The organism is Streptomyces sp. SYSU D01066-1 (assembly GCF_054956795.1).
Genome location: NZ_JBUDHV010000039.1, coordinates 49,483 through 73,661, shown reverse-complemented (window position 1 = coordinate 73,661; position 24,179 = coordinate 49,483). Strand labels below are relative to the sequence as shown.

The following is a 24,179-nucleotide window of genomic DNA, read 5'->3' as shown; positions in this document are numbered from 1 at the left end:
ATCGACCTCATGAGCCGCCGAGTCACCCAGGAAACCACCACCAACTGGCGCGACACCTAACCCCGAACCAAACGGACACCAGCGAACCAAACGCTCACTAAGTCCGCCGGCGTCTCCGGCACCCTCGACCGCGCCCTGTTCTGCCGCCCCTGCCAGGGACGTGGCGCCACCCTCCTGCCCCACGGGACCCCGCTCCCCTGCACCGCCTGCGACGGCACCGGACAGACCCGTCCGCTGCCCCGCCTCGCCATCGCCCGGCACATGCGGCAGATGATCCGCACCTGCTGGGAGCTGGGCAAACTGCCTGAGTTCGCCGACCTCAAGCTCTGGAAGTGGGCGCACATACTCGGCTTTCGCGGCCGCTTCTCCACCAAGTCCCGCCGCTACTCCACCACCCTCGGCGCGCTGCGCGCCGCCCGACACGCCTGGCGCACCGAACAGGCCCGCGTCCACGCCGGCCTCCCCGAGCGCAACCCGGACACCACCCTTGTCGTCGGGCACCGGGCCTACCTCGGCAGCGGCTACAGCCCCGGTGCGGCGCTCCTCGCAGCTGCCGTCTGGCATCGCAGAGAAGTGGCACGGCGGTTCATCGCGGAAGGGGACTGCTGATGACTGGGCATGCGCCCGCCGCGCCGCATCAGGGGCTGAGCGCGCCGGAGGAACTGCTGACAGTTCCCCAGGTCATGGCCCGTCTCCAGCTCGGCCGCTCCGCCGTCTACGACCTGCTCCGCACCAGCCAGCTCGCCTCGATCACCCTCGGCCGCGCCCGCCGCATCCCCACACACGCGCTCGCCGACTTCATCCGCACCCGCCTCGACCAGGAAGCCGCCGCCTGATGACCACACCCCGCGACAACCCCGCCTCCCGCCGCGTCCGTGCCAACGGCGACGGAACCGTCTACCAGCGCAAGGACGGCCGCTGGGAAGCCGCCGGTTACGTCCTCGCACCCGGCAACACCCGCAAGCGCGTCCGGGTCTACGGCACCACCCGCAAGGACGCCCTGGCCAAGCTCACCGAGAAGATCGCCGCCAGCAACCGCGGCCTTCCCGTCCCCTCTGCGCAGGGCAGCTTGGCCGCATACCTGACGTACTGGCTGGAGAACGTCGCCGTCCACTACCTGCGCGAGAACACCCAACATCCGCTACACCGCCTGTGTCCACCGGTACCTCATCCCGGGCCTCGGCAAGAAGAAGCTCACCAAGCTCACCGCCAAGGACGTCCGCACCTGCCTCAACCAGCTCCGCACCACCTGCCAGTGCTGCGAACGTGGTATCGATACGGCCCGTGAGCCCCGTTGCTGTGCCGTCGGGCAGTGTTGCCGCAAGCTGCTCTCCCTACTGACACTCACCTACGTCCGCTCCGTGCTCAAGTCCGCTCTGGAACACGCTGTCCGCGAGGAGGAGATCCCGCGCAACGTCGCCCGCAACGTCCGCACCGGCACACCCCGGCCCCAACGGTTCGAACCCCTCACCGCCGACGAGGCCCGCCAGGTCCTCACAGCCGCAGGAGGTCACCGGCTGCACGCGCTGTTCGAACTCGCCCTCCACACCGGACTCCGCAAGGGCGAACTCCTCGGCTGGCGCTGGGAAGACCTCAACCTCGATGCGGGCACCGCCGCGATCCGCCGAACCTTGCAGCGCACCGCCGCAGGCGGGCCCACCACGCTACCCACCAAGACTCGGGCCTCCGAGCGCCGCATCGCGCTTCCCACCCGCTGCGTCCAGTCGCTGAAGCTCCACCATGAGCAGCAGAAGGGCGAGCGTGATGCCGCGGGCACCACGTGGCAGCACGACGGGCACGTGTTCACCACGGCGCAGGGCCGACCGATCGACCCGACCAACCTCACCCGCGCCTTCATCACGCTCCTCCGCAAGGCCGGCCTCCACCGCATCCGCTTCCACGACCTCCGGCACTCGACCGCCACCTTGCTCCTGGAGCAGGGGGTTGAGCTGGTCGTGATCAAGGAACTTTTCGGCCACGCCCACATCGGCGTCACCGCCACCGTCTACGCCCACGTCCGACTCCGCCTCCAGCGAGACGCCATCGACACCCTCAGCACCGCACTCGGCAGCCCGGAGACCACCAAGACGGTCAGCTCCGACGGCGACGAGCCGCTACCCTGCGCCGCCCTCGTCCGCTGACGTTGCCGTCAACTACTGCCGGCTCCCCACGCAGAAGCCCCGTCAGGACGCACCTGGCGGGGCTTCAGATTTGCGGTCGCCCACTCCACCGAGACTCAGTAGCGAGTAAACGAGTTCTCGAACTCCGCAAATTTTCTAGAGATCAGATTCGTATCGAGTTCTCCATTGACCCATCGGAGCAAAAACTCAGTACACGACATATCGAAGAATTCCCAGCCCCCGTCATAATCTTGGACCGCAATTCGTCGACCGGCCGGAAAGGAGCCCTCCTTAGGCGCCACCCAGTAGATATACTCACCGTCACCGGTGCTTGCCCAGGCAATCAGCCTGTCACTCTCCCGATCAATCTCCGGAGGGATCTCTTCCCCAGCATCCCAGAGAAGCTCCAGTGCCGTTTCCCGCTCAACCGCCCAGGACGCAAGATCGTAAGGCTCCCCTTGCTTTCGGGGTGAGTGAATCCAGATATGCCGGTCGAAACTCCCACCTCCGAACGTATCGATCATTTCTCGATAATCATCCGGAAGGAGGGTGCGAAGCTGCACAGGGACGCCGCTCCAGTCCACCTCACCCGGAGCCTTCGGGTACGAGACGTTTGCCCATCGCGCCAACTCTGCTACAGACACTTCGGGGTCACCTTTTCCTGTTGACGATCGTGACATCCAGAGAAAATCCTGCGTTTCCACGCGCAGAAAGCGTAACCCCCAAGGGAAGCGGATTACTTCCAGAGTAAATCGGCGTCGCCCTGTACAAAATATTTTCACCGGCCTTGACGGCATCACGAACCTGTAGCTCGAACCCTCGCATCACGGGAGAATTCGCATACGCGTGCATCGTGACGAAGTTTCTCTTGTCATTGTTCACCCCTCCCAGCACTGCCGCCAACAGGTGCGCGCGATTGTACCCCTGTCCGCTCTGCCAACCGGCTGGGTCAACCGAAGGATTCGTCTTGCCTCCGATATTACTAGGAGTGAGCATCGCCTCGACGCCGGTAGCGCGCCCATGCTGATCCAGGTCCCCGTAGGTTGCGTTGCAATTGTGAACGAGGACCGGTGTGGCCCCTGCCAGCACATAGTACGTATGCAGGTCGCTGACGGTCAGGTTGTGGACGGTCGCTTGCTGTACCGTCCACCGTTCGATCGCCGTGATCTGGACGTACGTGCCGGCGCTGGTGCGCAGCCACTGGCCGGGCTTGAGGTCGGTGGCGTCGATCCAGTCGCCCAGTTCGGGGACCCAGAAGGGGTGGGCGTCGGTGGCCGTGACCTGGGCGGTGGTGCCGTCGGCCGTGGTGATCTCGACCTTGACCAGGTGCTTGACGCCCTCGCCGAGGATTTCGGCGGTGACCGTCTCCACGGCCGTCTCGCCGGTTTCCGGGTCGGTGGCCAGGACCTGGTCGCCGTTCTCCACGTCCTCGATGGGCTTGGTGGTGCCGTCGGACATCAGGACGAGGGTGCCCGGCGCGAAGCTGTTGGGCTTCTCGCAGCTGTCGCCCTCCCCGGAGGATTCGCCGGAGGATTCCGACGACTCCTGGGTCTTGCCCGACGACTCGTCCTTGGCCCGGGTCTGCCGCGGCTTGGGCTCCGCCTTCTTCGCCACCGCCTTCTGCATCTTCTGGACGGCGTTGCCCGTCTTGCGCACGGCTGCCTTGGCCTTGCGGGTGGCCGCCTCCTTGGCCTTCTTGCGCAGCTGGGCCGCCCGTTCGGCCGCCTTGCGCTTCATCTCCTTGGCCTTGCGGGCCAGTTCACGGGCCTTCTTGGCCATCTCGATGATCTTGCGGGCCTTCTCCTTGGCCTTCATCCACGCGTTGACCGCGCTCGCGATCCGCGACGCCGCCCTGATGACCGAGGGGATCTTGCCCAGCTTGGCCCACGGGATCGCCTGGATGAACAGGCTGCCGCACGCCCACAGGTCACCCCGGGAGAAGCAGCCCACCACGTCGTTCCAGCCGATGAAGTCCTTCAGCGCGGCCCAGCCGACCGAGAGGATCACGTCCGCCAGGGAGGTGTTCAGCTGGTTCTTCGCCCAGGCCTCCGCCGAGGCCGAGGGGCCGCCGTACTCGCTGGTGCCGCCCTCCGAGGCCAGGCCGGTCGGGTCGGCGAAGGTGACCGGGTTGTTCTCGCAGTACACGTACCCGTTCATCTGCACCGGGTCGGCCAGGTCCAGGACCGGGTCGGCGGAGAGGAAGCGGCCCGTGTCCGGGTCGTACTCACGGGCGCCCAGGTGGACCAGGCCGCTGCTCGCGTCGTCACCGCCGCCGACGTAGCTCCGGTGGGAGCGCCAGGTGGTGGACTCGGTGCGCTCCGCGCCGAACGGGTCGGTCTTGGAGAACCCCACCTTGTTGCCCGGCCCCAGCTCCACGTTGGCGTACGCGGTGCCGTTCTGGTCGGTGATCTGGACGGACAGGGACGAGGCGCTGGTGCCCTGCGCGTAACGCATCACCGTCGGGGCGCCCGCCTGGGAGTAGTAGCGCTCGGTGTAGGCGAGGGCGCCGGCCGCGTTGACCGAGACCGTCGCCTCACCGAGGTACAGGGTGCGTTCGGTGGCCGAGATCGCCATCAGGCGGGAGCCGTCGCCGCCGTAGACGTACGTCGTCTCGTTGTCCGGCACCCACTGCTGGTTCGCGCCGGTGCCGCAGGTGTTCAGCTGCAGGTCGGTGCCGTCAGCCGAGTTGGAGGCCGGGACGCCCAGGCACTTGCCCGACGCGACGTGCTTCAGGGTCCCGGTGGCGGTCGCCGTCCACTGCTGGGCCGCCGCGCCCGTGCAGTCGGCGATGACGACCGCCGTGCCGTTCGCGGTGGCGCCGTCCTTCGGGACCGCGCACTTGCCGAGGATCTTCAGGGCGCCGGTCGACGGGTCGGCCGTGGAGGCCGAGTCGATGCGGAACTTCTGGGCCTTGCTGCCGTTGCAGGAGTACAGCTGGAGCGGGGTGCCGGCCGTCGTCAGCGCGCTGGACAGGTCCAGGCACTTGTCGGCCAGGCCCTGCCAGGCGCCGGCGCCGTTCTCGCCGAAGCCGGTGATCTTCTCGACCTGGCCGTCCCAGGTCCAGGCCAGGGCCTGTTCCGAGCCGTCGTACGTGCGGGTGGCCGTGTTGCCCGCGTCGTCGTACGTCAGGGTCGCCGCCTCGGTGACCTGGGCGCCGGAGACCGCCTTGTAGGTCGAGGACATGCCGGTCAGGGTGTGCGGCTGGGTGCCGTCCGCCTTGCCGTAGGTGTACGAGGTGGTGACGTCGGCGGTGGTGTCCAGGCCGGGGTCGTGCTCGACCAGCTTCGTGCGGTTGCCGAGTGCGTCGTACGCGTAGCTCTGCCAGTAGCCGCTGTTGGCGTCGGTGACGTTGGTCGTGCCGTCCGAGTAGCTGGGGGCGGCCGTCTCCTTGCCGGTGGCCTTGCACGCGGCGGGTGCGGTCCACGCCTCGGTGAGCTGGCCCAGTGCGTCGTAGTCGAAGCACTGGAGGTCCGTGACCCCGTTCGCGCGGTCGGCGATGGAGGTGACGTTGCCGGCCGGGTCGTAGGTGTAACTGCGGGCGTTGACGCGGTGGCCGGTGACGGCGGTGGTGTCGCTGGTGGACTCGCGGTCCACGATGGCCTGGGTCAGTTCGCCGGTCGCCTCGTCGAAGAGGTTGGTCGTCCAGACCCGGTTCGGGTTCTCGCCGCTGACCGTGCGCAGGACCTGGCCGTACGGGGAGTACGAGGTGTCCGCGGTGTACCAGTCGGTGCCGGAGGTGGAGACCGGCAGGCCGTCCTCGTTGTAGCGGACGACCAGCTTCTCGGCGGGCAGGGCGCCCACGGCGGGGAGGTTGGTCGCCTCCAGGACGCCCGTCTTCGAGTACTCGAAGCCGTAGCGGTACGTCGGTTCCAGGCCGTAGGCCATGGCGACCGACTCGGGGATGGTGATCTCCTGGCCGGTCGGCTGGTAGTCGGCGGTGTAGCCGGTGACCGCGGTGGTGTAGGCGAGGCCGTCGGTGTAGCGGGTCTGCGAGGTGGGCAGGCCGGCGCCGCCGATGAGGGTGTCGTAGACCGTCTTGGCGAGGAGGGTGCCGGTGGCCGAGCCCTCGCGCTGCTCGACGGGGCGGGAGAGCTTGTCGTAGACCGTGGCGACGGTGGTGTTCTCGTCCGTGACCAGCGTGGGGCGGTCCAGGATGTCGTACTCGGTGGTCGTCGTGCCGGTGTCCGGGTCGACCGCCTTGGTCTGGCGGCCGCGGGCGTCGTACGTCCAGCTCCAGGTGTTGCCCTCGGAGTCCTCCGCCTTCACCTGGTCGCCGCGCTCGTCGTACGTGTAGGTCGTCGAGCGGTGCGCGGCGCGCAGCGCGTCCGTGAACGTGTCGACGCGGACCGTGCGGCCCAGGGCGTCGGACCAGGTGCGCTGGGCGGTGGCGCCCTCGGGGTTGACGACCGTGGAGTGGTCGAGGCCGTACTCGTAGCTGGTGGCCTTCTTCTCGTCCTCCTTGCCGTGGAGGTACGGCGTCTCGGTGAGGGTGCGGCCCAGGCCGTCGTAGGAGTAGAGGGTGGCGTTCGGCACCTGGAAGTCCGAGGCCAGCTCGAACAGGACGGTGGAGGGCTCGCCGGTGTCGTAGTACGCGTTGTTGGTCTGGGCGATGGTGCCGTTGGCGCTGTAGAGGATGTCGGTGATCAGGCGTCCGCCGCCGACCGCCGGGTCCTGCTTCTGGCGTTCGCGGCCGAGGCCGTCGTAGATGACGGTGGAGACGTCGTAGTCACCGTCGTCGGTGAGGGACTCGGTGGTCACCGAGACCGGCTGGCCGACCGTGGTGTCGTACGTGAACCTCGCGGACGGGGACTGGGACGTCGGGCGGGAGGGGGCCCACATCCGGGTGGCACGGCCGAGGGCGTCGTACTCGTACGTCGTGGTACGGCCGTTGATGTCCTCCTCGGTGAGGGAGACTCCGCGGCCGGGCTCGACCGTGGTGGTCTCCTCCTGGCCGAGCGCGTTGGCGGTCTTGATCTGGAAGACCTGGCCCTCGGCGGGGACGTACGTGGTGACGTCCTTGTTCGTCGCGTCCTTCTCCGCGATGGCCTCGGCGTTGCGGGTGACCGTGGTGCGGCCGTAGGCGTCGTAGGTGACCTCGCCGTCCTTCACCCAGCCGCCGTCGCCGGTGATCGCCCACGTGGCGGTGGCGTTGCCGGTGGTGGGGGTGTCCTCGTACGCGCCGCCGTCGTAGGCCACGCGCGAGCCGTCGATCCGGTCGTCGGCGGTCGCCGAGGCGGCCTCGTCACAGGTCCCGGCCGTGGTCAGGGTCTCCTTGGCCAGGCCGATGAGGTGCTTGGAGGTGTTGTGGACGTACGACATCACCGTGCAGGTGTCGTCGTCCGGGTTGTCGCTCGTGGGGTCGGACGACCAGTCGTTGTGCTCGTTCACCTCGACGGGCAGGCCGTAGGTGTCGTCGTACTCGGTGGCCGTGTAGAGGACGCGGGTCGTGCGCTTGTCGTCGCCGGTGCCGGAGGACCGGGTGTAGGTGAGCGACTCGGGGACCGTGATGCGCCAGGCCTTGAGGTCCGGGATGCCTCCGGAGCGGCTGCGGGAGGCCAGCAGCAGGGCCTTCGGCTTGTCGACGGTGCGGGTCAGCCAGTCGTCGGCGCCGGCGGTGGCCGAGGGGTAGGTGAGGGTCTCGGCGACGCGGCCGGCGAACGGTTCCTCGTCCACCGCGATCGTGGCGGTGCCGACGTCCTCGACGGTGACCGAGCGGGCGCCGCCGCCGGGCAGCGGGTCGCCGTCCATGCCGCGGAAGTAGCGGGTCTCGGTCATGCCCCGCTCGGTGGACATCAGCGGGGTGTCGCTGTCGTCGCCGGTGTAGGTGCGGACCCGGGCGAAGCCGCGCCACTGGTCGTAGGTGCGGGTCTTCTTCTTGGAGAACTCCGCCTGGTTCAGCGCCCAGGCGCCGCCGTCGAGATACTCGTACGTGGTGGTGACCGGGTCGACGCCGGTGAGGGCGGGGAGTTCCTGGACGGACTCGACGACGTACTTGTGGAACCAGTCGACGGTCTCCACGTCGGGGTCGGCGTTCCAGTACACCGGGAAGCACAGGCCGGTGTTCTCCTCGGGCTTCGGGAAGCCGCTGCCGGTCTTGCAGGCGCCGGTCGGTGCCTTGTAGGTGACGACGGTCTCGCCGCCGTACTCGCTGACGACCCGGGCGATGCGCAGCCGGTCGAAGGCGGGGTTGGGGTCGTCGGCCCCTTCCTTGACCCGGTTGGGCATGGGCTGGCTGTTGGCGAGGAACTGCACCGGGTTCAGTGCGATGGCTTCGGAGTCCGTGCCGTAGCCGGTGCGGGTGATGGACTCCAGCCACAGGGCGGTGCCCTCGTCGGTGAGGTCGGCGGGCAGGGACTGCTGGAGGGTCCAGCTGTCCACCTTGGACAGGGCGGTGGAGCCCTGGGTGCGCTGGGTCCAGGTGGTCACCTGGGCCAGGCGCTTGCGCGACCAGAAGGTGGGGACCGGGACGTAGCACTCCTTGCCGGCGGCGCAGTACAGGTCGGCCGGGGTGTCGTACCAGATGCGGTTCTTGGCGAAGTCGCCGGAGGCGAAGTTGTCGTTCTCGTCGCCCGCCGAGGTGCAGGCGATCTCGCCTTCCTTGAAGCAGCGCTCGTCGACGTCGAAGGTGACCCGGGAGATGGGGTCCGCGTACGGCTCGTCCGCCTTCAGGCCGTAGTCGATGCGCTTGAGGTAGCCGCCGCGGTCGTAGGAGACGGGCGTCTTGTACTTGTCGTTCTTGGCGTAGTGGTTGGTCTCCTTCGCCCACCACAGGGTCATCGCGTTGCCGTCGGTGTCGACGACGAAGTCGAGGTTCCAGCGCCATGCCTGGTCGCAGAAGGAGCCCGCGAAGTCGTCCGCCTTGTAGCAGGGCTCCCCGGACTGGTTGCCGGCGACGGGCACGGTCAGGACCGAGTTCGTCACCGGGTCGCCGCTCGCCCGGTCGTCGTCCAGCTTGTGCTTGCCGAAGTAGTACTGGGTGCCGTCGCGGGTGGTGACTCGCCAGTACTCGCCGTCGGCGTCGCCGTTGCCGAGGCCGGTGTCCCTGAGCAGTTCGACGCGGGAGCCGTCACCGCTCGCGGTGACCCAGGCGTCACCGTACGGGTCGGCCTTGTCGGGCAGGACCAGTTCGGTGGTGGTGCCGCCGAGGGTGAGAGTGGCGTTGTACGAGCCGAAGCAGAGGTCGCTGGTCTTCTTCTTGTTGTTGCCGTCGGTCATGTCGTCGCGGCAGGAGGTGTACGTGCGGGTGATGGAGCCCGCGTTGTACTCCCAGCCGTCACCGATCCAGGAGGGCTGGTTGTTGGAGGCGGACGTACGGCCGTCCACGACCTGGGAGTTGTAGCCGAAGGAGACCGCCGGGGACGGGCCGCCGGGGACGCTCGGGGTCTGGAGGGTGTACGAGTAGCTGAAGCCGCCGGCATTGCCGCCGGCCGACCAGGAGCCGGCGCTGACCAGCGGAGTCGCGCCGAAGTCGCCCTTGGAGCCGGAGCCGGAGTCGGTCGCGAGCAGGACGGAGGAGCCGGAGCCGTCGGCGGTCGCGGCGGCGAGGGAGGCCAGGGGGGTGCCGCCGGTGGACTTCCCGGTGCGGTACACGCCGTCCGTGACGGTGCCCTCGGTGGTGGAGGCCGCCGTGGAGACCGTCTCCTCCGAGGTGCCGCCCGCCGCCAGCGCCTCGGTGGCCACGGTCGCCTCGATGCGGCGCTCGTACACCGGGTTGCCGTCGGCGTCCGTGCCGGTCTGCTCGACCACGTTGTCGGTGGTGACCTCGGACGGCTCGGCGCAGCCCTCGGTGTCCGGGGTGGTCAGGAAGCACGCCGGGTACTGCGCGAACGACAGCCGGTCGGCCCAGTTGGCGCCGTACAGCTCGGAGAAGTCGCTGTAGTCCAGGGCGATCACGGCGTCGCCGGTGGCCTCGGCGGGCGGGGTGACGGTGAGGGCGACGCCCTCGATCGCGGTGGCGGCCAGTTCGTCCTGACCGGCCAGGACCACCTGCCACTCGCCCTCCAGGGCGTACGGCCGCTGCTGCTTGGAGCCGGACCAGATGATCTGCCCGGGTGTGCGCCGGGCCTCCGCGCACGCCGCCCGGCCGGGCCCGCTCCGGATGTCCCGCGGGCGCGGCCCGTAGGAGAGTCCGTCACCGTCAGGCCCGCGCGTCGGGGGTCCGCGGCGGCGCGGGGGCCGGTTCCACGGTGCCCGGCGTCCCCGGGTGCAGCCGCGGCGTCTGCTGCTCCAGCGTCATCCAGGGGACAGCGGGCCCACGGGTTCGAGACGGCGCTGGGGGACCGGCCTCAGCCGGGCAGGAAGACGTCCAGCTCCATGCTGTCCGGCCGGCGCTCGCCGGTGGCGGCGCAGAGGCGTTCGTCGAGCCACGCGAGCCGGCCGGCGGCGGTGGTCGGCCGGGGTGGCTGCGGAAGTAGGTCCGCTCCGGCGCCACCTCCTCGCCCCGGACCAGGGCCGCGATGTCCTCGGGCCGTCCCGCGCGGATCCCGGTGGTGTGCACCGCGGTCCGCTCGCCGCGGTCGGTCTCCTGGGCGTACCGGGCGTCCAGTTCCGTCAGGGTCGCGGTGTGCGGGACCTGTGGCCGGTGCCGCCCGGCAGGACGGTGCCGCGTACCTCGGGTCCCTCGAAGGAGCCGCCGGTCAGGGGTACCAGCCGGCGGTGGACCCCCGTTCGGACATCCAAAAGAGGCGGTCGAGACCGCCTGCGGTGCGGGGCTGCTGGGTCCGGGCCGGCGTGGTGGACGCTCCTGGTCGCTGGTGTCACGAAGATCGCAGGGAGGGCCGGGGCCGGAGAGGTCGCCGCCGGTGCCGGATGCGCTGGGCCGCCCGGATCACCGGCTCGGTGAACCCGGGCCGGGTTTTGCCCGTGTTACGGAATCACCGGGCCGTGGTTCGGCCTGTCACACAACGTTCGGTGTACCGCGGGGAGTTGATCCGGACGCTGGTACAGTGCGGCTTCACGTCCCGGCGCACTGCTGTTCGATGCCGGGAAACCGCTGCGAGGAGAGACCGTCCGTGGGCACAGTCGTCGACGACGCCGCCTCCGTGGAGTTCCATGAGTTCTTCGAGCGCCACTACGCCGAACTGTCCCGGCTGGCCCGCCTGCTGACGGGTGAGCCGGACATCGCGGACGATCTGGCGGCGGACGCGCTGCTGGCGCTGTGGCACCGCTGGGACCGGGTGCGCGCGGCCGACCATCCGGTGGCCTACGCCCGGGGTGTCGTCGCCAACCTGGCCCGGACCCGGGTGCGCAGCGCGGTGCGGGAGCGGCGGCGCGTCGCGCTGTTCTGGTCGCAGCGCGAGGAGCGGACCGAGAACCCGGACGTGGCGGCCGTCGTCGACGTCCAGGAGGCGCTGCGCGCGCTGCCGTTCCGCAAACGGGCCTGCGTGGTGCTGCGGCACGCCTTCGACCTCTCCGAGAAGGACACCGCGCTCGCGCTGGGCGTCTCGGTGGGTACGGTGAAGAGCCAGACCTCCAAGGCGATGGCCGAACTCCAGCGACGGCTGGGCACGGAGCGGGCCGCGCTGCGGGTGCGCGCGACGGCGCGGAGCGTAGGACAGGGCGCCGGCACGGCCGGAGGAGGGAACCGGTGACCGTGCGCGACGGCCACGAGGAGGTGCGCGCCCGGCTGCGGGAGGCGGCCCAGGCGCATGAGCCCGACCGGGCGCGGATGCTGGCCCGGATCGAGCGCGGGATGGCCTCTGCCGCCGGCCACCCGGCGGGGACGGCCCCGCGCGCCGGACACCGGGCGACGCGTCGGCCCGTGTGGGGCTGGACGCGGGTGGTGGCCGCCACCGCCGCGGTGGCCGGCGTCTTCGGCCTGGGCGCCGGCGCGGTCGCCCTCGCCGTCCGCGCCGAGGACCCCGCGCCCGGGACGGTCGCGGTCTCGCCGACGCCCACGACGACCCCGACGCCCCCGGCCCCCTCCGCGACCCCGACGGCCCCCTCCTCCCCCAGGGCCTCCACGGCCCCGACGGCCCCTGGGGAGAGCACGGCCCCCGCCTCGCCGACGGCCCCGGCGGGCACCGGCGGGAGCGGCGGCGTGTCGGACGGTCCGCTGTGGTCGGACGGCTCGGTCGACCCGCACAGCAACACCTTCTGGGCGCAGAGCAACGTGACGCTGAAGACGGAGGAGAACCTGTCCGCCCTCACCGTCCGGCTGCGGATCGCGCAGACCGGCGGGGTCACCTCGGCCGGGGCGTGGCGCTCGCTGCCGGAGGAGGACTTCACGCTGACCGTCGCCGAGGACGACGGCTTCCTCGTCTACACGTGGGTGCTCGAGGAGGGCCGTACGGTCCCGGCGGGCACCTGGGTGTTCGCCGGGCAGTACGACCACGAGCGCGGTGGCCGGGACGCCGGGGACGACACCTACGCGGCGACCGCCGTCGCCGGCTCCCGGGAGCTGTCGGTCAACGGCGACTTCGCGCCCCGGGACGACGACTGAGAATTTTTTTCGCGAGGGCGGCAACCTCTCCCGCGGGTGGCGGCGACCAGGAAGCGCAAGAACGTTCCCTCACGCAAGGAACCTCTCATGACCGCACGAACCGAGCAGCGCGTCCGTCACCGCCGCGGGGTCACCCGGCGCCGGGCCGTGATCGCCTCGGCCGCCGCGTTCGGCCTCACCGGCGCGGCGATCGTCACCACGTCGATGCTGTCCACCGCGGGCGCCGCCTCGTCCTGGCCGACCGCCACCGGTACGAAGGCCGTCTCCTCGACGATCTCCGTCTCGGGCACCTACGACGGCGGGCTGAAGAACTTCTACGGCTCCGGCGACCTCGGCGGTGACAGCCAGGACGAGGGCCAGGACCCGATCTTCGAACTGGCCGACGGCGCCGTCCTGAAGAACGTCATCATCGGCACCCCGGCCGCCGACGGCGTCCACTGCAAGGGCTCCTGCACCCTGCAGAACGTGTGGTGGACGGATGTCGGCGAGGACGCCGCCTCCTTCAAGGGCACCTCCTCCTCGGCGACGTACAAGGTGATCGGCGGCGGCGCGAAGAAGGCCGACGACAAGGTGCTCCAGTTCAACGGCGCCGGGAAGCTCACCGTGACCGGCTTCCAGGTGGAGGACTTCGGCAAGCTGGTCCGCTCCTGCGGCAACTGCTCCAAGCAGTACAAGCGCACCATCGTGCTGAGCGACATCGACGTCACCGCGCCCGGCAAGGCGATCGCCGGCATCAACACCAACTACGGCGACACCGCCACGCTCTCGGACATCCGCGTCCACGGCGACGACGACGAGGACATCGACATCTGCGTCCGCTACACGGGCAACGACGACGGTGACGAGCCCACCAAGACGGGCTCCGGGGCGGACGGCACGTACTGCAAGTACGACGACTCGGACATCACGTACGACTGATCCCCCACCGGTCTCCCCCACCAGGCCGTCCGGACACTCCTCCGGGCGGCCTGCGGTCTTTCCGGGAACTTCCGCTTCCGTTCCGCCTGTTGCGTACTGTTCCCCCCTGGTGGCACTCCGCGTCCGTCACCGGTTCGCCCCGAACGGCCCCGGCCGGCCCGGGGCGACGGCACCCACCGGGAGACCACCGTCGACCGGCTGGAGTCCGCCGCCGACGGATCGGTCGTCCCCGTGGTGCCGGCGCTGGGGCCCGGGCGGGGCCGCTGAGGTCAGTTCATCGTGGCGCCGATGGTGGTGCTGCCCGTCGTCAGGAACGTCGTGGCGGGCAGCGTGCCGCTGGCCGAGCGGGCGTTGTAGACGGTGGTCGCGTCCGTCGACACGAAGGCCGGGGTGGCGATGCCGGAGTCCCAGTTGTTGCCGGCCGAGACCACCGAGGAGCCCTTGCTGACCGAGCCGCCGCCGTTGCCCACGGCGAGGTTCTTGCCGAGCCGGGCGGCGGAGGTGGCGAAGTAGTAGCCCCACTTGGCGTTGGCGTAGGCGGTGGTGCGGTTGATGACGATGGCGCCGGTGTTGGAGTTCTCGGTGAAGCCGTTGCCCTGGTTGTCCCAGGCGGCGGAGTTGTTGACGACGTGCGCGACGACCTCTCCGTCCCCGCCCAGCTTGTAGCCGTTGCCGTCGCCCGCGAACGCCGAGTCCGACCAGCGGTTCTTGCCGTTGCCGAAGGACCAGGTGTGCTCGACGGTGACCGGGGAGGAGAACGACCAGTAGTCCAGGCCGTCGTCGGAGTTGTTGAACAGCCGCGCCCCGGTGATCAGGTTGCCGGTGCCGGAGCCGTACTTCACGGCGATGCCGTCGGCGTTCTCCCCGTGGTTGGCCGCGTCGTAGTGGCCGTAGCTGTCGAGGTTCTTGACGGTGCCGTCGCCGGTGAGGGTGAAGCCGGAGTCGCCGCCGTTGATGGTCTTGACGTTGTTCCAGTCGGTGCCGGTGCAGGAGGTGCAGACGACGGCGCTGTCCGGGGAGTTCTGGAAGGTCAGGTTGGAGACGTTCCAGTAGTCGGCGGTCAGCTTGAGGATCCAGTCGCCGTCGGGGAGGTTCGAGCCGTCGATCTTGACGGTCTCCGAGCCGTACGCGGTGAGCGTGACCGGCGCCGAGGAGGTGCCGTTGGCGGTGGACTGGAGGGTGGCGGTCGGGTAGTAGGTGCCGCCGCGGACCTGGATGACGGTGCCGGCGGTGGCGTTCTTGACGGCGTTGGACAGGTCGGTCACGTTGCTGACGACCACGGTGGCGGCCTGCGCCTGGGTGGGGAGGGCCACGGCGCCGGTGCCGAGCGCGAGCGCGGCGACGGCGGTGAGAGCGGTGCGACGAGACATGGTGTGCGGGTCCCTTCTCGTGCGGGTGGGGGGATCGGTCGGGAAGGGGGACGGGGATCAGAGGACGGAGTCCAGCCAGGCGAAGACCTCGTCCTGCATGGGGGCGGTGAAGACGTGGCCGACGCCCGGCCACAGGTCGGTGCGCAGCCGGTGCCCGGCGCGGCGGGAGTCCCAGACGGCGCGCAGCTTCGCGTAGGCCGCCGCCACGCCGTCGGGGGTGAACAGGGTGTCCTGCTCGCCGTCGACGAAGAACATCGGCCGGGGCGCGGCGATGCTCGCCACGTCGGGGATGTCCAGGTGCCGGGCGAGTCCGGGGTGCAGCATGTAGTACGCCGACTGCCCGCGCAGCGTGTTGTTGCCGGGGACCATCATCTCCTTCAGGCCGGTCATCCAGCAGACGCTGACGGCGGCGGCGACGTCGTCGCTGAGGGCGGCGGTCTGCCAGGCCCGGTAGCCGCCCATCGAGAAGCCGACGGCGGCCACCCGCCGGGCGTCGACGCGGTCCAGGCCGGCCAGGAAGCCGGCGGCGCGGGCGTCCTCGCGGGCCATGAGCCCGGCGAGCGAGGAGCCGAGGTTGTAGAGGTTGGCGGCCAGGGCCTGCTGCTGTTCGTAGGTGACGGGGCCGCGGTCGCCCCAGCCCAGGGCGTCCAGGCACAGCACCACGTAGCCGCGCCGGGCCAGTTCGTCGCCGACGAACCGGCCGCCGAGGAGCCTGTCCGCCCACGCCTGGGCGGAGGCGAGCCGGGTGCCGTCGTCCCAGGGGGCCCAGGGCCGGACGCACTTCTCCTTGCCGATGTCGAACTTGGCGCCGTGGTCGTGCAGCAGCAGTACGGCGGGGAAGGGCCCGGTGCCGTGCGGGGTGAGCAGGCTGCCGCGCACCCGGGTGTGGCGGGTGAGGGAGAGGGTCACCGACTGGCGCCGGTAGCCGTCGCCCTCGGGTCCGTCGGTGAACTCCGGGTCGTACGGGGCGCCGCGCTGGTCGTCGACGAGGAGGTGGTCCTCGACGGTGCGGCGGGCGGTGTGCCGCCACGCCCGGAAGTCGCGGAGGGGCGAGGTGCCCCAGGCGAGCGGGAAGCGCAGCTCGTCCTTGAGGGACTGGTGGAAGTCGGGGAGGTTGCCGCCCACGAGGTCCTCCGCCCGTGCGGTGCCCGCGCCCGCTTCGGTGAACAGCGCGGCCGTGGCCGTCCCCGCCACGAAGGTGCGGCGGCTGAGGGGCTCACGGGTGGTCATAGGACCTCCCGGGGCCGGCGTGCCGCAGGACGTACCGCTCGACGGCGCGCGCGGAGGTCAGGGCCCGGTGGCCGTAGGCGTCGGCCGGGTCCCAGCCCACGTCGTCGGCGAGGCCGAGGCCGCGTGCCACGGCGTCCAGGTGCGCGGGGCGTCCGTTGAACCAGGACCCGGTGTCGTGGAACGCGGTGGCGCCGTAGTCGGCGACGGCGAGCGCGGGAGTGCCGTGCGGGTAGGTGAAGACGTTGCGTTCGGAGAAGAGCGCCGACTCGACGCCGGCGCCGAGCGCGTACAGCGTGTCCTCCGCCCGGCCCCGGTAGACGTTGTTGACGACGTGCACCTGCCCGAAGCGGACCCGCGGGGCGCGCTGGGTGACGCCGGTGAAGAGGTTGCGGGCGAAGGTCACCTTCAGATGGCCGCGGTCGCGGTCGCCGCGGCTGTCGCCGGAGCCGATGAGCAGCGCCTTGTCGTGGTCCTCGAAGCGGCTGTCGGAGACGGTGACGAAGTCGGAGCCGTCCTCGATGTCCAGCAGCCCGTCGTGCCGCTGGACGGGTTCCCCGTGGAAGCCGGTGGGGGCCTCGCGGTCGGGGAAGCGTCCGTCGGTGAAGACGCAGTGGTCGATCCAGAGGTGCGTGCCGGTGATGACGGTCATCGCGTCGAACCGGGCGTTCCAGTTGCCGTCGGCGCCGTCGTCCGGGGACCAGCTGGTGAAGTGGTCGACGGGCGCTTCGAGGCGGAGGTTGCGCACGACGATGTCGGTGCCGGTGTCGACGGTCAGGAAGACGCCGAGCAGCGCGGCGCCGGCCCCGGTGCCGACCAGGGTGGTGTTGCTGGGCACGGTGAGCTGGATCTGCGCCTTCTCGTTGTTCGACCCGGTCTGCCGGAGCCGGCGCTGCTGCCCGCAGTAGTCGTACCGGGTGTCGGACCAGGTGGTGCCGTCCGCGCCGAAGCAGGACATGTACTTCGTGAGGTCGTAGCCGGGGGCGTAGTCCTGCTCGCCGAGTGAGGAACCGTCGGCGGCCTCGTGCCCGTCGACGGCGCCGGCCACCCGGATCACCTTGGGGGCGGCCGGGTCGCCGTCGTTCGCGAGGGCTTCCTTCAGCTCGGCCCGGTTGTGCACCGTCCAGGTCCGGCCGCCCGCGCCGCCGGTGGTGCCGGGGCCGGTGGCGGCCCAGCCGACGGGTCCGGGCGCGGCGGCCGAGGCGGGGGCCGGGGGCAGCAGCAGGGCCGCGCAGGCGAGCAGCGCGGCGGTCGCGGCCCTACGCACGGGGCCGCCAGTCGCCGAGGTAGGCCGCCTTGGTGTGGGCCGCGGCCTCGACGCGGGTGAGCTGGGGCCGGTTCTCCGGGACGGTGATCACGGCGCCGGGGCCGGTGTTGCGGTACTCCCTGAAGCGCTGGTCCTGCCAGGGGTAGGCGTCGCGCATGGTGGCGTACGGGGCGACCGCGTCGATGCCGGCGCCGAGGCGGGTCTCGCGGACGGTGAGCATCGGGCGGGCGGTGGTGTCGGAGCTGGGCACCCAGGGGCGGGCCAGCTTGTAGTAGCCGTCGGGGGCCTCGCTGCTGATCCGGCTGCCGGTCACCAGGTAGCCGCGCGGGTTGGCACCCGCCGTGGAGGGCGCGAAGACGAAGCCGTACGGCGCCGCCGCCAGGTCGGTGCGGACCAGCGTGCGGAAGTGGCAGTGCTCGTAGACCGCCGTCGCCCGGCCGAAGACGAAGTCGACGTCGCCCTCGACGTAGCAGTGGGCGTAGTACTGGCGGGCGAAGAGGGCCAGGTCGCGGGTGTCGGCGTACAGGGTGTCCTGGTGGCCGAGGAAGCGGCAGTGGTGGAAGGCGGAGCGGTCGCCCTGCACCTTGATCGCGACGGCCTGGGTGCCGGTGTAGTCGGGGTTGTCGCTGCGCAGCCAGTCGTTGGCGAAGGTGATCCAGCGGGCGGTGAAGCCGTCGGCGGCGACCGTGGTGGTGGCGGAGCCGCTGGTGCCGTAGGTGCCGGAGCCGTCGGGCCTGGGGGTGCCGGCCGCGTTGTCGTAGACGATGACGGTGTCGCGGGGGTCCTCGGAGGCGCCGATCCAGGTGGCCTCGGTGCGGGTGGCGTCGACGGTGACGGTCTCCCGGTAGGTGCCGGGGGCGAGGACCAGGGTCCGGCCGCTGCCGGTGGCGGCGGTGACGGCGGCCTGTACGGAGGTGAAGTCGCCGCGGCCGCGCGGGTCGACGTAGAGGGTGCCCGGGGTGCGGCGGGCGGCCGGGGAGCCGTAGCGGCCGAAGGGCCGGTCGCCCGCGGTGGCGGGGGCGGCGGCGAGGCCGAGGGCGGCGCCGGCGCCGGCGGTCGCCAGGAGGAAGGCTCTGCGGGAGGGGGCGGGACGGGACACGCGGGTGCTCCTTCGCGAGGGGATCGGCGGGGGCGGGCCGGGGCGGTACGGGCGCCCCGGCCCCCTTGCGGACGAGGTCAGCGCAGCCGGCCGGCACCGGCGCCGCCATCGACGAGACGGGGCACCGCCCTGGCCGGGTCGACCTTCGTGCGCAGCTTTGGCGTCCAGCCCGCGCCGGGGGTGAGGGTCTCGGCCGGGATCTGTGCGTTGTGCACGGCGATCAGGTCCACGGGCTTGCCGTTGACCCGGTTGTGGGCGGCGGTGACCGGCGCCTCGCTCCACTTCTTCAGCACCTTGGCGGGGCTGGTCCCGTCCGGCAGGGTGAACGCGTTGTGTTCGGCGACCAGCGCGGACTCCTTGCCGATGCCGAAGCTGTAGGCGTAGTCCTCGTCCGCCACGAAGTGGTTGTCGTAGACGTCGACCTGGCCGAAGCGGACCCGGGGCGCGCGTTCGACGAGGTCCTTGAACAGGTTGTGGTGGAAGGTCGCCTTCAGGTGCCCGCGGTCGCCGGCGGCCGTGGACTCGCTGTCGCTGTTGCCGATCAGGATGGTCTTGTCGTGGTCGGTGAAGACGTTCCAGGAGGCGGTGACGTAGTCGGCGCCGCGCACGATGTCGAGCTGCCCGTCGTGCTGCTGGTACAGCATCCCGAAGTAGACGGGGGCCGCGCTGTCGGGGTGCTCGCCGTCGGTGAACGTGTTGTGGTCCAGCCAGACGTGGGTGGAGCCGTACACCACCGTGCTGTCGTACTCGCTGTTCCAGTTGCCGGTGTCGCCGTCGGTCGGGTCCCACTGCGGGAAGCAGTCGACGGGGCTCTCGAAGGTCAGGTTGCGGACGATGACGTTGTCCACGCCCTTGATCTGGAGGCTGGCGCCCTTGATGGCCGCGTTCCGGCCGACGCCGATGATGGTGGTGTTCGCCGGGACGCTCGCCTTGACGGCCTGGCTCTGCCGAGCCGCGGAGGCCCGCCGCAGTCCTTCGGGGCTGTCGTCGGGCTCGGCGCTCAGGTCGGTGTCGTGGCCCCAGGTCGCCGGGTCGTACGCGGCCAGGTAGGCGTCGAAGTCGTAGCCGGGCACGGCGAAGGCGTCGCAGCCCTCGGCGACGGCGTCGATGGTGCCCTCGACCTTGACGACGCGCGGCGCGGTGCCGTCCGCCGCCAGGGCCGCCTTGAACTCGGCCCAGGTCGTCACGGTGTACACGTGCTCCGCGTCGGCGGCGGCGCCCCCGGTCGTCCCGGTGCCGTACGCGGCCCAGCCGTCGCGGGCGGGCAGCGTCTGCCGGGCGGGGTCGGGGTGCTGGGGGCGGGCCTCGGCGCCGACGGCGGTCAGCCCCACCACCAGGGCGGTGCAGCCGGCCAGCGCGACACCCTTTCCTATGACGTGCCCATGCCATCTCTGTGTCTGCATGTGTGCGGCTCTCCTCGGATACGGATACGTCGTCTCAGGCCTGTGGCCAGCTGATCCAGGACGCGGGGATCTCCGCGTCCAGGCGGCGCGCGTCACGGTGTCCCAGCACCCGGGTGCGCAGCAGCTCCCGCACCACGAGCCGGGCCACCTCGATCGCGCCGGGCGGGTTGAAGTGGGTGTTGTCCTGCTCGGTGGCGGTCCAGTTGAAGTACGTCTTGGTCCCCTCCACGCCGAGCCGCTGCCACAGCGCCAGCGACAGCGCCTGGACGTCCAGCAGCGCCACGCCCTCCTCGGCGGCGAGCGCCCGCATGGCCGCCGGGTACTCCCCGTGGCTGGGCAGCGCGGTCCCCGCCGCGTCGAACCGGCGCCGCTCGACGGGGGTGGCGAGCACCGGCCGGGCACCTCGCGCCCGGGCCCCGTCGACGTACAGCCGCAGGTACTCCTGGTACGTCGTCCAGGGCTCGGTGTAGCGGGTGGGGTCCTCGCTCTTCTCGTCGTTGTGCGCGAACTGGACCAGCAGGAGGTCGCCGGGCCGGATCTCCCCCAGGACCGCCTCCAGCCGTCCCTCGTCGACGAAGCTCTTGGAACTGCGCCCGTTGACGGCGTGGTTGGCGACGGGGAGGTCCTTGCGGAGGAAGAACGGCAACGCCATGCCCCACCCGGTCTCGGGCGCGGCGTCGGCGTACTTCTGGGCGGCGGTGGAGTCGCCGGCGATGTGGACGGTCCGCCTGTGCGCACCGGCTTGTGCGGTACCGGTGGCGGCAAAGGCCAGAGGTACGGAGGCAACGGCAGCGGCGGCGACTTGTCTGCGGCTGAGAGACACGCCTGTCAACCTTTCAAGAGGTCCCTGGGGGCGCGGGGCTGTTCCGACACGCGGCTCCGCCGCGTGGGCGCGACCGGCCCGGGACGGCCCGCACCCCGCGGAGAGACGGGCCGTCCCACGGCGGGCTTCAGCCCTTCTGCTCGTTCCACTCGGCCCGTGCCTCATTGAGCTGATCGGCCATCGTGTCCAGGAAGTCCTTCGCCGACATCTTCCCCAGCAGGACCTTCTGGAAGTTCGGCTCGTTGTCGGCCTTGGAGATCGTGTTCCAGTCCGGCAGGTAGTACGGCAGCTGCACGATCGTCGTCGAACCGTCCGACAGCGCCTGGGCGGCCAGCTTCGTCGGCTCCGACTCCGTGACCCACGCGTCCTTCGCCGCGTCGGTGTTGGCCGGCACCTGCCCCGCCGACTCGTTGAACTTCGAGTTCTCCTCGTGCGAGACGGCGAACTCGATGAACTTCCAGGCCGCCTCCTTGTTCTTGGAGCTCTTGAACACGCCCAGCCCGTCGACCGGGTTGGAGACCTGCACCCGCTTGCCGCCCGGTCCGACCGGCTGCGGAATGCCGCGGAACCTGTCCTCGCCGAACGCCTTCACGTGGTCCTGGTAGGAGCCCAGGTTGTGGTTGAGCATGCCGATCGTGCCCGAGTCCCACTGGGCGACCATCTTGGTGAAGTCGTTGTTGAGGTCGGCGGCCGGCGTGACCTTCTTGTAGAGCGCGGCGTACTTCTCCAGCGCCGCCACGTTCTTCGGGTCGTCGACGGTGGTCTTCTCCCCGGCGGCGTCCCAGAAGGAGGTGATCCCGGACTGCCCGTACATCGCGTCGAGGGCCTGGGCGATGGAACCGGCGCCGCCGCGGATGGTGTACCCGAACTCGTTGTCGCCGGCGTTCGTGAGCTTGTCGGCGGCCTCGAAGAAGGCGTCCCAGGTGGCCGGCTCCTTCAGCCCCGCCTTCTCGAACAGGTCGGTGCGGTAGTACAGGACACCGTTGTTGGCGGAGGTCGGCACCGAGTACAGCGTGCCGTCGCCGCCGCCGGCCGCCTTCAGCGACTCGACCATGTCCTCGTTGAGCTTGCCGTTCAGGGAGGAGTCCGCGAGCCGGTCGTCCAGCGGTTCCAGCGCGTTCTGCGCGGCGAACCCGGCGAGCATGGCCGCGCCGACCCCGCCGACGTCCGGCAGCCCGCCCGCCTGGATGGACGTGTCGACCTTCGACTGGTACTCGGTGGCGGCGATACCGACGTACTCGACGTCGATGTCCGGGTTGGCCTTCTCGAAGTCGGCGATGATCTCCTTCCAGATGTCGGTGCGGACACCGCCGTTGTTGTCCCAGAAGACGATCTTCCCCTTGCCGCTGCCCTCGGCGCCGTCGCCGCCGCCCGTGCCGCTGCCGTCGTCCCCGCAGGCGGTGGCGGTCAGCGTGAGTACGGCCCCCAGGGCGACGGCGGTGGCGGCACGCCTGCTGCTGCGCATGCTGATCCTCATTGGTCGGCTCTTCTCTGCTGGATCGGTGAACTGCTGGGAAGTGGGGGGGTCAGTGGTGTCGGGCGTACGGAGCCCAGTGGTCCGTGCCCGCGAGGTAGCGCGCGACGGTGTGGTTCCGCGCCTCCGCGTCGCTCAGCTGCGGCCGGTCCGCGGTGACGGTGGCCCCCGGCCCGGTGTTGCGGTACTCGGCGAACCGGGCGTCGCGCCAGGAGAAGCCGCCCATGTCGGTCCACGGGGCGGCCTTGACCGCGGCGGGCAGTGCGGTGTCCCGGATCAGCACCTGCGCGACCGCTTCCGGTTCCCCGCCCGGGTGCCAGGGCCGGCCGAGGTGGAAGGTGCCGTCCGGCGCGTCGCTCACGATCCGGGAGCGGGTGATCAGGAACCCGTACGGGTTGCCCGTCCAGGTGGAGGCGGCCGTGATGTAGCCGTTGTTGGAGTCGGAGCCCCGGCTCAGCGCCCGGATCACGGAACGCTCGATGACGGTGGTCGCCCGCCCGTAGACGAAGTCGACGTCGCCCTCGATGTAGGAGTCGCGGATGTAGACCCGGCTGATCACGTCCAGCTTGGGGCTGTCGGTCATCAGGGTGTCCTGGTTGCCCAGGAACGCGGTGTCCTCGAAGACGATCCGGTCACCGGTCGTCTTCACCGCCAGCGCCTGCTCGCCGTTGAGCTCGTGCGCGGCCTCGTCGAAGTCGTTGCTGAAGGTGAGGTGGCGGGCGGTGACGTCGTGGGCCGCGATCCGGACCGTGGCGCTGCCCGTCGAACCGCCGTAGGCCGCGGGTGTGTCGTGGACGATGACGGTGTCGGCCCGGTCCCGTCCGGTCCCCCGCAGGGTGAGGTACGGCTTGGTCGCCGGGACGAACACCTTCTCGCGGTAGACACCGGGTGCCACGGCGATGGTCACGGGCAGGTCGTTGCCGTCCGGGACGGCGTCCACGGCGGCCTGGACCGTCGGGTACTGCGCCGGGACCTGCAGGGTCACCGCGTCGCCGATCCCCGCCTGCGGGCCGGAGAACCGCTTCACCAGTGCCGGGACGGCCGCCGCCGGGTCGAGCCGGTAGCGGTAGAGGTCGCCCGGCTCGAAGGCGTCGCCCCAGGCGTCGTGCCGGCCGGTGGTGTTCCTCAGGACCGACCCGCGCTGCACCAGTTCGGCCGTGGCGTCCGCCTGGTAGGGGTGCTGGACGCCGTCGTAGTAGCTGTTCTCGATGACCATCCGGGTGGCGCCGCGCGCCCAGTTCCCGTAGGTCCACACCGGGTCGCCGTCGCTCACCTGCGCCGACAGGTAGTTGTTGTAGAGGTGCGCGTAGGCGCAGTTGTCGGCCGAGGGGTTGCGCTGCTTGGTGCCGGTGAACCAGTTGTGGTCGATGGTGATCTCGGTCTGGACGTTCTCCGTCCAGCCGATGCCCATCGCCTTGTTGTGGTGCGTGAAACGGTTGTAGGAGACGGTGACGTACCGGCTGTCCTTGCGGATGTCGAGCAGCCCGTCGCCCATGTGCGTGAAGGTGTTGTGGTCGATCCAGACGTGGTCGGCGGTGTCCATCTGGATGGCGTCGAAGTCGGTGGTCTTGCCGTCCCAGTCCCCCTCGACGTAGGAGTCGCGGATCGTCAGGTTGCGGATGATGACGTTGTGCGTGCCCGGGGCGAGGTGCAGCTCGCCGTGGACGATCTCGCCGCTCGTGCCGGCGCCGACGATCGTCTTGTCGGAGGCGACCTGGATGTCCGAGCCGAACGGCTCCACCGCGATCGATCCCGCCACCCGGATGACGTACGGCTCCTCGGCCGCCGCGTACCGCGCCAGCGCCGCCTGGTCGGTGACGGTGACGACCTCGCCGCCCGCGCCGCCGGTGGTGCCGCCGGCCAGGGAGGCGAAGCCGTGCGGACGGTCGGCCAGGCGGTCCGCCCCGGGTACGGGGACCTCGGCGGCCCTCGCCTGGCCGGCCGTCCCCAGGGTCAGGGCGGCGACCAGGCCCAGGACGGCGGCGAGGACTCCGCCACCGCCCGGCAAGCGCTTGCTAAGGAAGTGCGTCATTGCGG

15 protein-coding genes and 2 pseudogenes are annotated in these 24,179 nt (G+C 70.8%); 6 read left to right on the top strand and 11 right to left on the bottom strand.

Annotated elements, in window-relative coordinates:
• Nucleotides 1–96: 96 nt before the first annotated feature.
• The 3 genes and pseudogenes from ACY1JF_RS27055 to ACY1JF_RS27045 all read left to right on the top strand — a co-directional run.
• A pseudogene (locus ACY1JF_RS27055) lies at nt 97–609 on the top strand (replication initiator); the annotation flags it as partial.
• Nucleotides 609–836, top strand: a complete 228-nt coding sequence (locus ACY1JF_RS27050) for a helix-turn-helix domain-containing protein (protein ID WP_462707874.1) — start codon at nt 609–611, stop codon at nt 834–836. The pseudogene ACY1JF_RS27055 and the gene ACY1JF_RS27050, both read left to right, overlap by 1 nt.
• Nucleotides 836–2,141, top strand: a pseudogene (locus ACY1JF_RS27045) (tyrosine-type recombinase/integrase). The gene ACY1JF_RS27050 and the pseudogene ACY1JF_RS27045 overlap by 1 nt, the downstream one beginning before the upstream one ends.
• A gap of 95 nt (nt 2,142–2,236) precedes the next feature.
• On the opposite strand, the gene ACY1JF_RS27040 reads toward ACY1JF_RS27045, so the two are convergent.
• The 3 genes from ACY1JF_RS27040 to ACY1JF_RS27030 form a co-directional block, all read right to left on the bottom strand.
• The gene (locus ACY1JF_RS27040; RefSeq protein ID WP_462707873.1) at nt 2,237–2,824 is read right to left on the bottom strand and encodes an SMI1/KNR4 family protein; all 588 of its coding nucleotides are present in this window, start codon (nt 2,822–2,824) and stop codon (nt 2,237–2,239) included.
• Nucleotides 2,772–10,106, bottom strand: a complete 7,335-nt coding sequence (locus ACY1JF_RS27035) for a DNA/RNA non-specific endonuclease (RefSeq protein ID WP_462707872.1) — start codon at nt 10,104–10,106, stop codon at nt 2,772–2,774. The genes ACY1JF_RS27040 and ACY1JF_RS27035 overlap by 53 nt, the downstream gene beginning before the upstream one ends.
• Before the next feature lie 151 nt (nt 10,107–10,257).
• Complete coding sequence (locus ACY1JF_RS27030; RefSeq protein WP_462707878.1) at nt 10,258–10,674, bottom strand: DUF3237 family protein; 417 nt, start codon at nt 10,672–10,674, stop codon at nt 10,258–10,260.
• Between the two features lie 457 nt (nt 10,675–11,131).
• Between ACY1JF_RS27030 and ACY1JF_RS27025 the strand changes: the two genes are divergently transcribed.
• From ACY1JF_RS27025 to ACY1JF_RS27015, 3 genes are all read left to right on the top strand, one after another.
• Entirely contained in the window at nt 11,132–11,710 is a 579-nt protein-coding gene (locus ACY1JF_RS27025) for a SigE family RNA polymerase sigma factor (RefSeq protein WP_462707871.1), read from the top strand.
• Nucleotides 11,711–11,712: 2 nt separating this feature from the next.
• Entirely contained in the window at nt 11,713–12,561 is an 849-nt protein-coding gene (locus ACY1JF_RS27020; protein WP_462707877.1) for a hypothetical protein, read from the top strand.
• A gap of 87 nt (nt 12,562–12,648) precedes the next feature.
• Nucleotides 12,649–13,479, top strand: a complete 831-nt coding sequence (locus ACY1JF_RS27015) for a pectate lyase (RefSeq protein ID WP_462707870.1) — start codon at nt 12,649–12,651, stop codon at nt 13,477–13,479.
• A 269-nt stretch (nt 13,480–13,748) separates the two neighbouring features.
• On the opposite strand, the gene ACY1JF_RS27010 is transcribed toward ACY1JF_RS27015, so the two are convergent.
• From ACY1JF_RS27010 to ACY1JF_RS26975, 8 genes are all read right to left on the bottom strand, one after another.
• A complete protein-coding gene (locus ACY1JF_RS27010) occupies nt 13,749–14,849 on the bottom strand; it encodes a right-handed parallel beta-helix repeat-containing protein (protein ID WP_462707869.1) in 1,101 nt (366 codons plus the stop codon).
• 57 nt (nt 14,850–14,906) lie between these two features.
• Nucleotides 14,907–16,079: a dienelactone hydrolase family protein gene (locus tag ACY1JF_RS27005; protein WP_462707868.1), complete on the bottom strand. Its 1,173-nt coding sequence runs from the start codon at nt 16,077–16,079 to the stop codon at nt 14,907–14,909.
• On the bottom strand, nt 16,066–17,343 hold the full coding sequence (locus tag ACY1JF_RS27000) for a pectate lyase family protein (protein ID WP_462707867.1): 1,278 nt from the start codon (nt 17,341–17,343) through the stop codon (nt 16,066–16,068). The genes ACY1JF_RS27005 and ACY1JF_RS27000 overlap by 14 nt, the downstream gene beginning before the upstream one ends.
• Nucleotides 17,336–18,442 carry a pectinesterase family protein gene (locus tag ACY1JF_RS26995; RefSeq protein WP_462707866.1) on the bottom strand — a complete coding sequence of 369 codons (1,107 nt, stop codon included), beginning with the start codon at nt 18,440–18,442 and terminating at the stop codon, nt 17,336–17,338. The genes ACY1JF_RS27000 and ACY1JF_RS26995 overlap by 8 nt, the downstream gene beginning before the upstream one ends.
• 77 nt (nt 18,443–18,519) lie before the next feature.
• Entirely contained in the window at nt 18,520–19,845 is a 1,326-nt protein-coding gene (locus tag ACY1JF_RS26990) for a pectate lyase family protein (protein WP_462707865.1), read from the bottom strand.
• Nucleotides 19,846–19,879: 34 nt separating this feature from the next.
• Nucleotides 19,880–20,668, bottom strand: coding sequence for a rhamnogalacturonan acetylesterase (locus ACY1JF_RS26985; RefSeq protein WP_462707864.1), 789 nt, complete (start codon nt 20,666–20,668; stop codon nt 19,880–19,882).
• 127 nt (nt 20,669–20,795) lie between these two features.
• Nucleotides 20,796–22,145, bottom strand: a complete 1,350-nt coding sequence (locus tag ACY1JF_RS26980) for an ABC transporter substrate-binding protein (protein WP_462707863.1) — start codon at nt 22,143–22,145, stop codon at nt 20,796–20,798.
• A 49-nt stretch (nt 22,146–22,194) separates the two neighbouring features.
• Entirely contained in the window at nt 22,195–24,174 is a 1,980-nt protein-coding gene (locus ACY1JF_RS26975) for a pectinesterase family protein (RefSeq protein WP_462707862.1), read from the bottom strand.
• Between the last annotated feature and the right edge of the window lie 5 nt (nt 24,175–24,179).

Bases quoted from the DNA above. Each gene is read 5' to 3' on its own strand.
- ACY1JF_RS26980 (WP_462707863.1), bottom strand. From the start codon at position 22,145: ATGAGGATCAGCATGCGCAGCAGCAGGCGTGCCGCCACCGCCGTCGCC.
- ACY1JF_RS27010 (WP_462707869.1), bottom strand. From the start codon at position 14,849: ATGTCTCGTCGCACCGCTCTCACCGCCGTCGCCGCGCTCGCGCTCGGC.
- ACY1JF_RS27005 (WP_462707868.1), bottom strand. From the start codon at position 16,079: ATGACCACCCGTGAGCCCCTCAGCCGCCGCACCTTCGTGGCGGGGACG.
- ACY1JF_RS27050 (WP_462707874.1), top strand. From the start codon at position 609: ATGACTGGGCATGCGCCCGCCGCGCCGCATCAGGGGCTGAGCGCGCCG.
- ACY1JF_RS26975 (WP_462707862.1), bottom strand. From the start codon at position 24,174: ATGACGCACTTCCTTAGCAAGCGCTTGCCGGGCGGTGGCGGAGTCCTC.
- ACY1JF_RS26990 (WP_462707865.1), bottom strand. From the start codon at position 19,845: ATGCAGACACAGAGATGGCATGGGCACGTCATAGGAAAGGGTGTCGCG.
- ACY1JF_RS27015 (WP_462707870.1), top strand. From the start codon at position 12,649: ATGACCGCACGAACCGAGCAGCGCGTCCGTCACCGCCGCGGGGTCACC.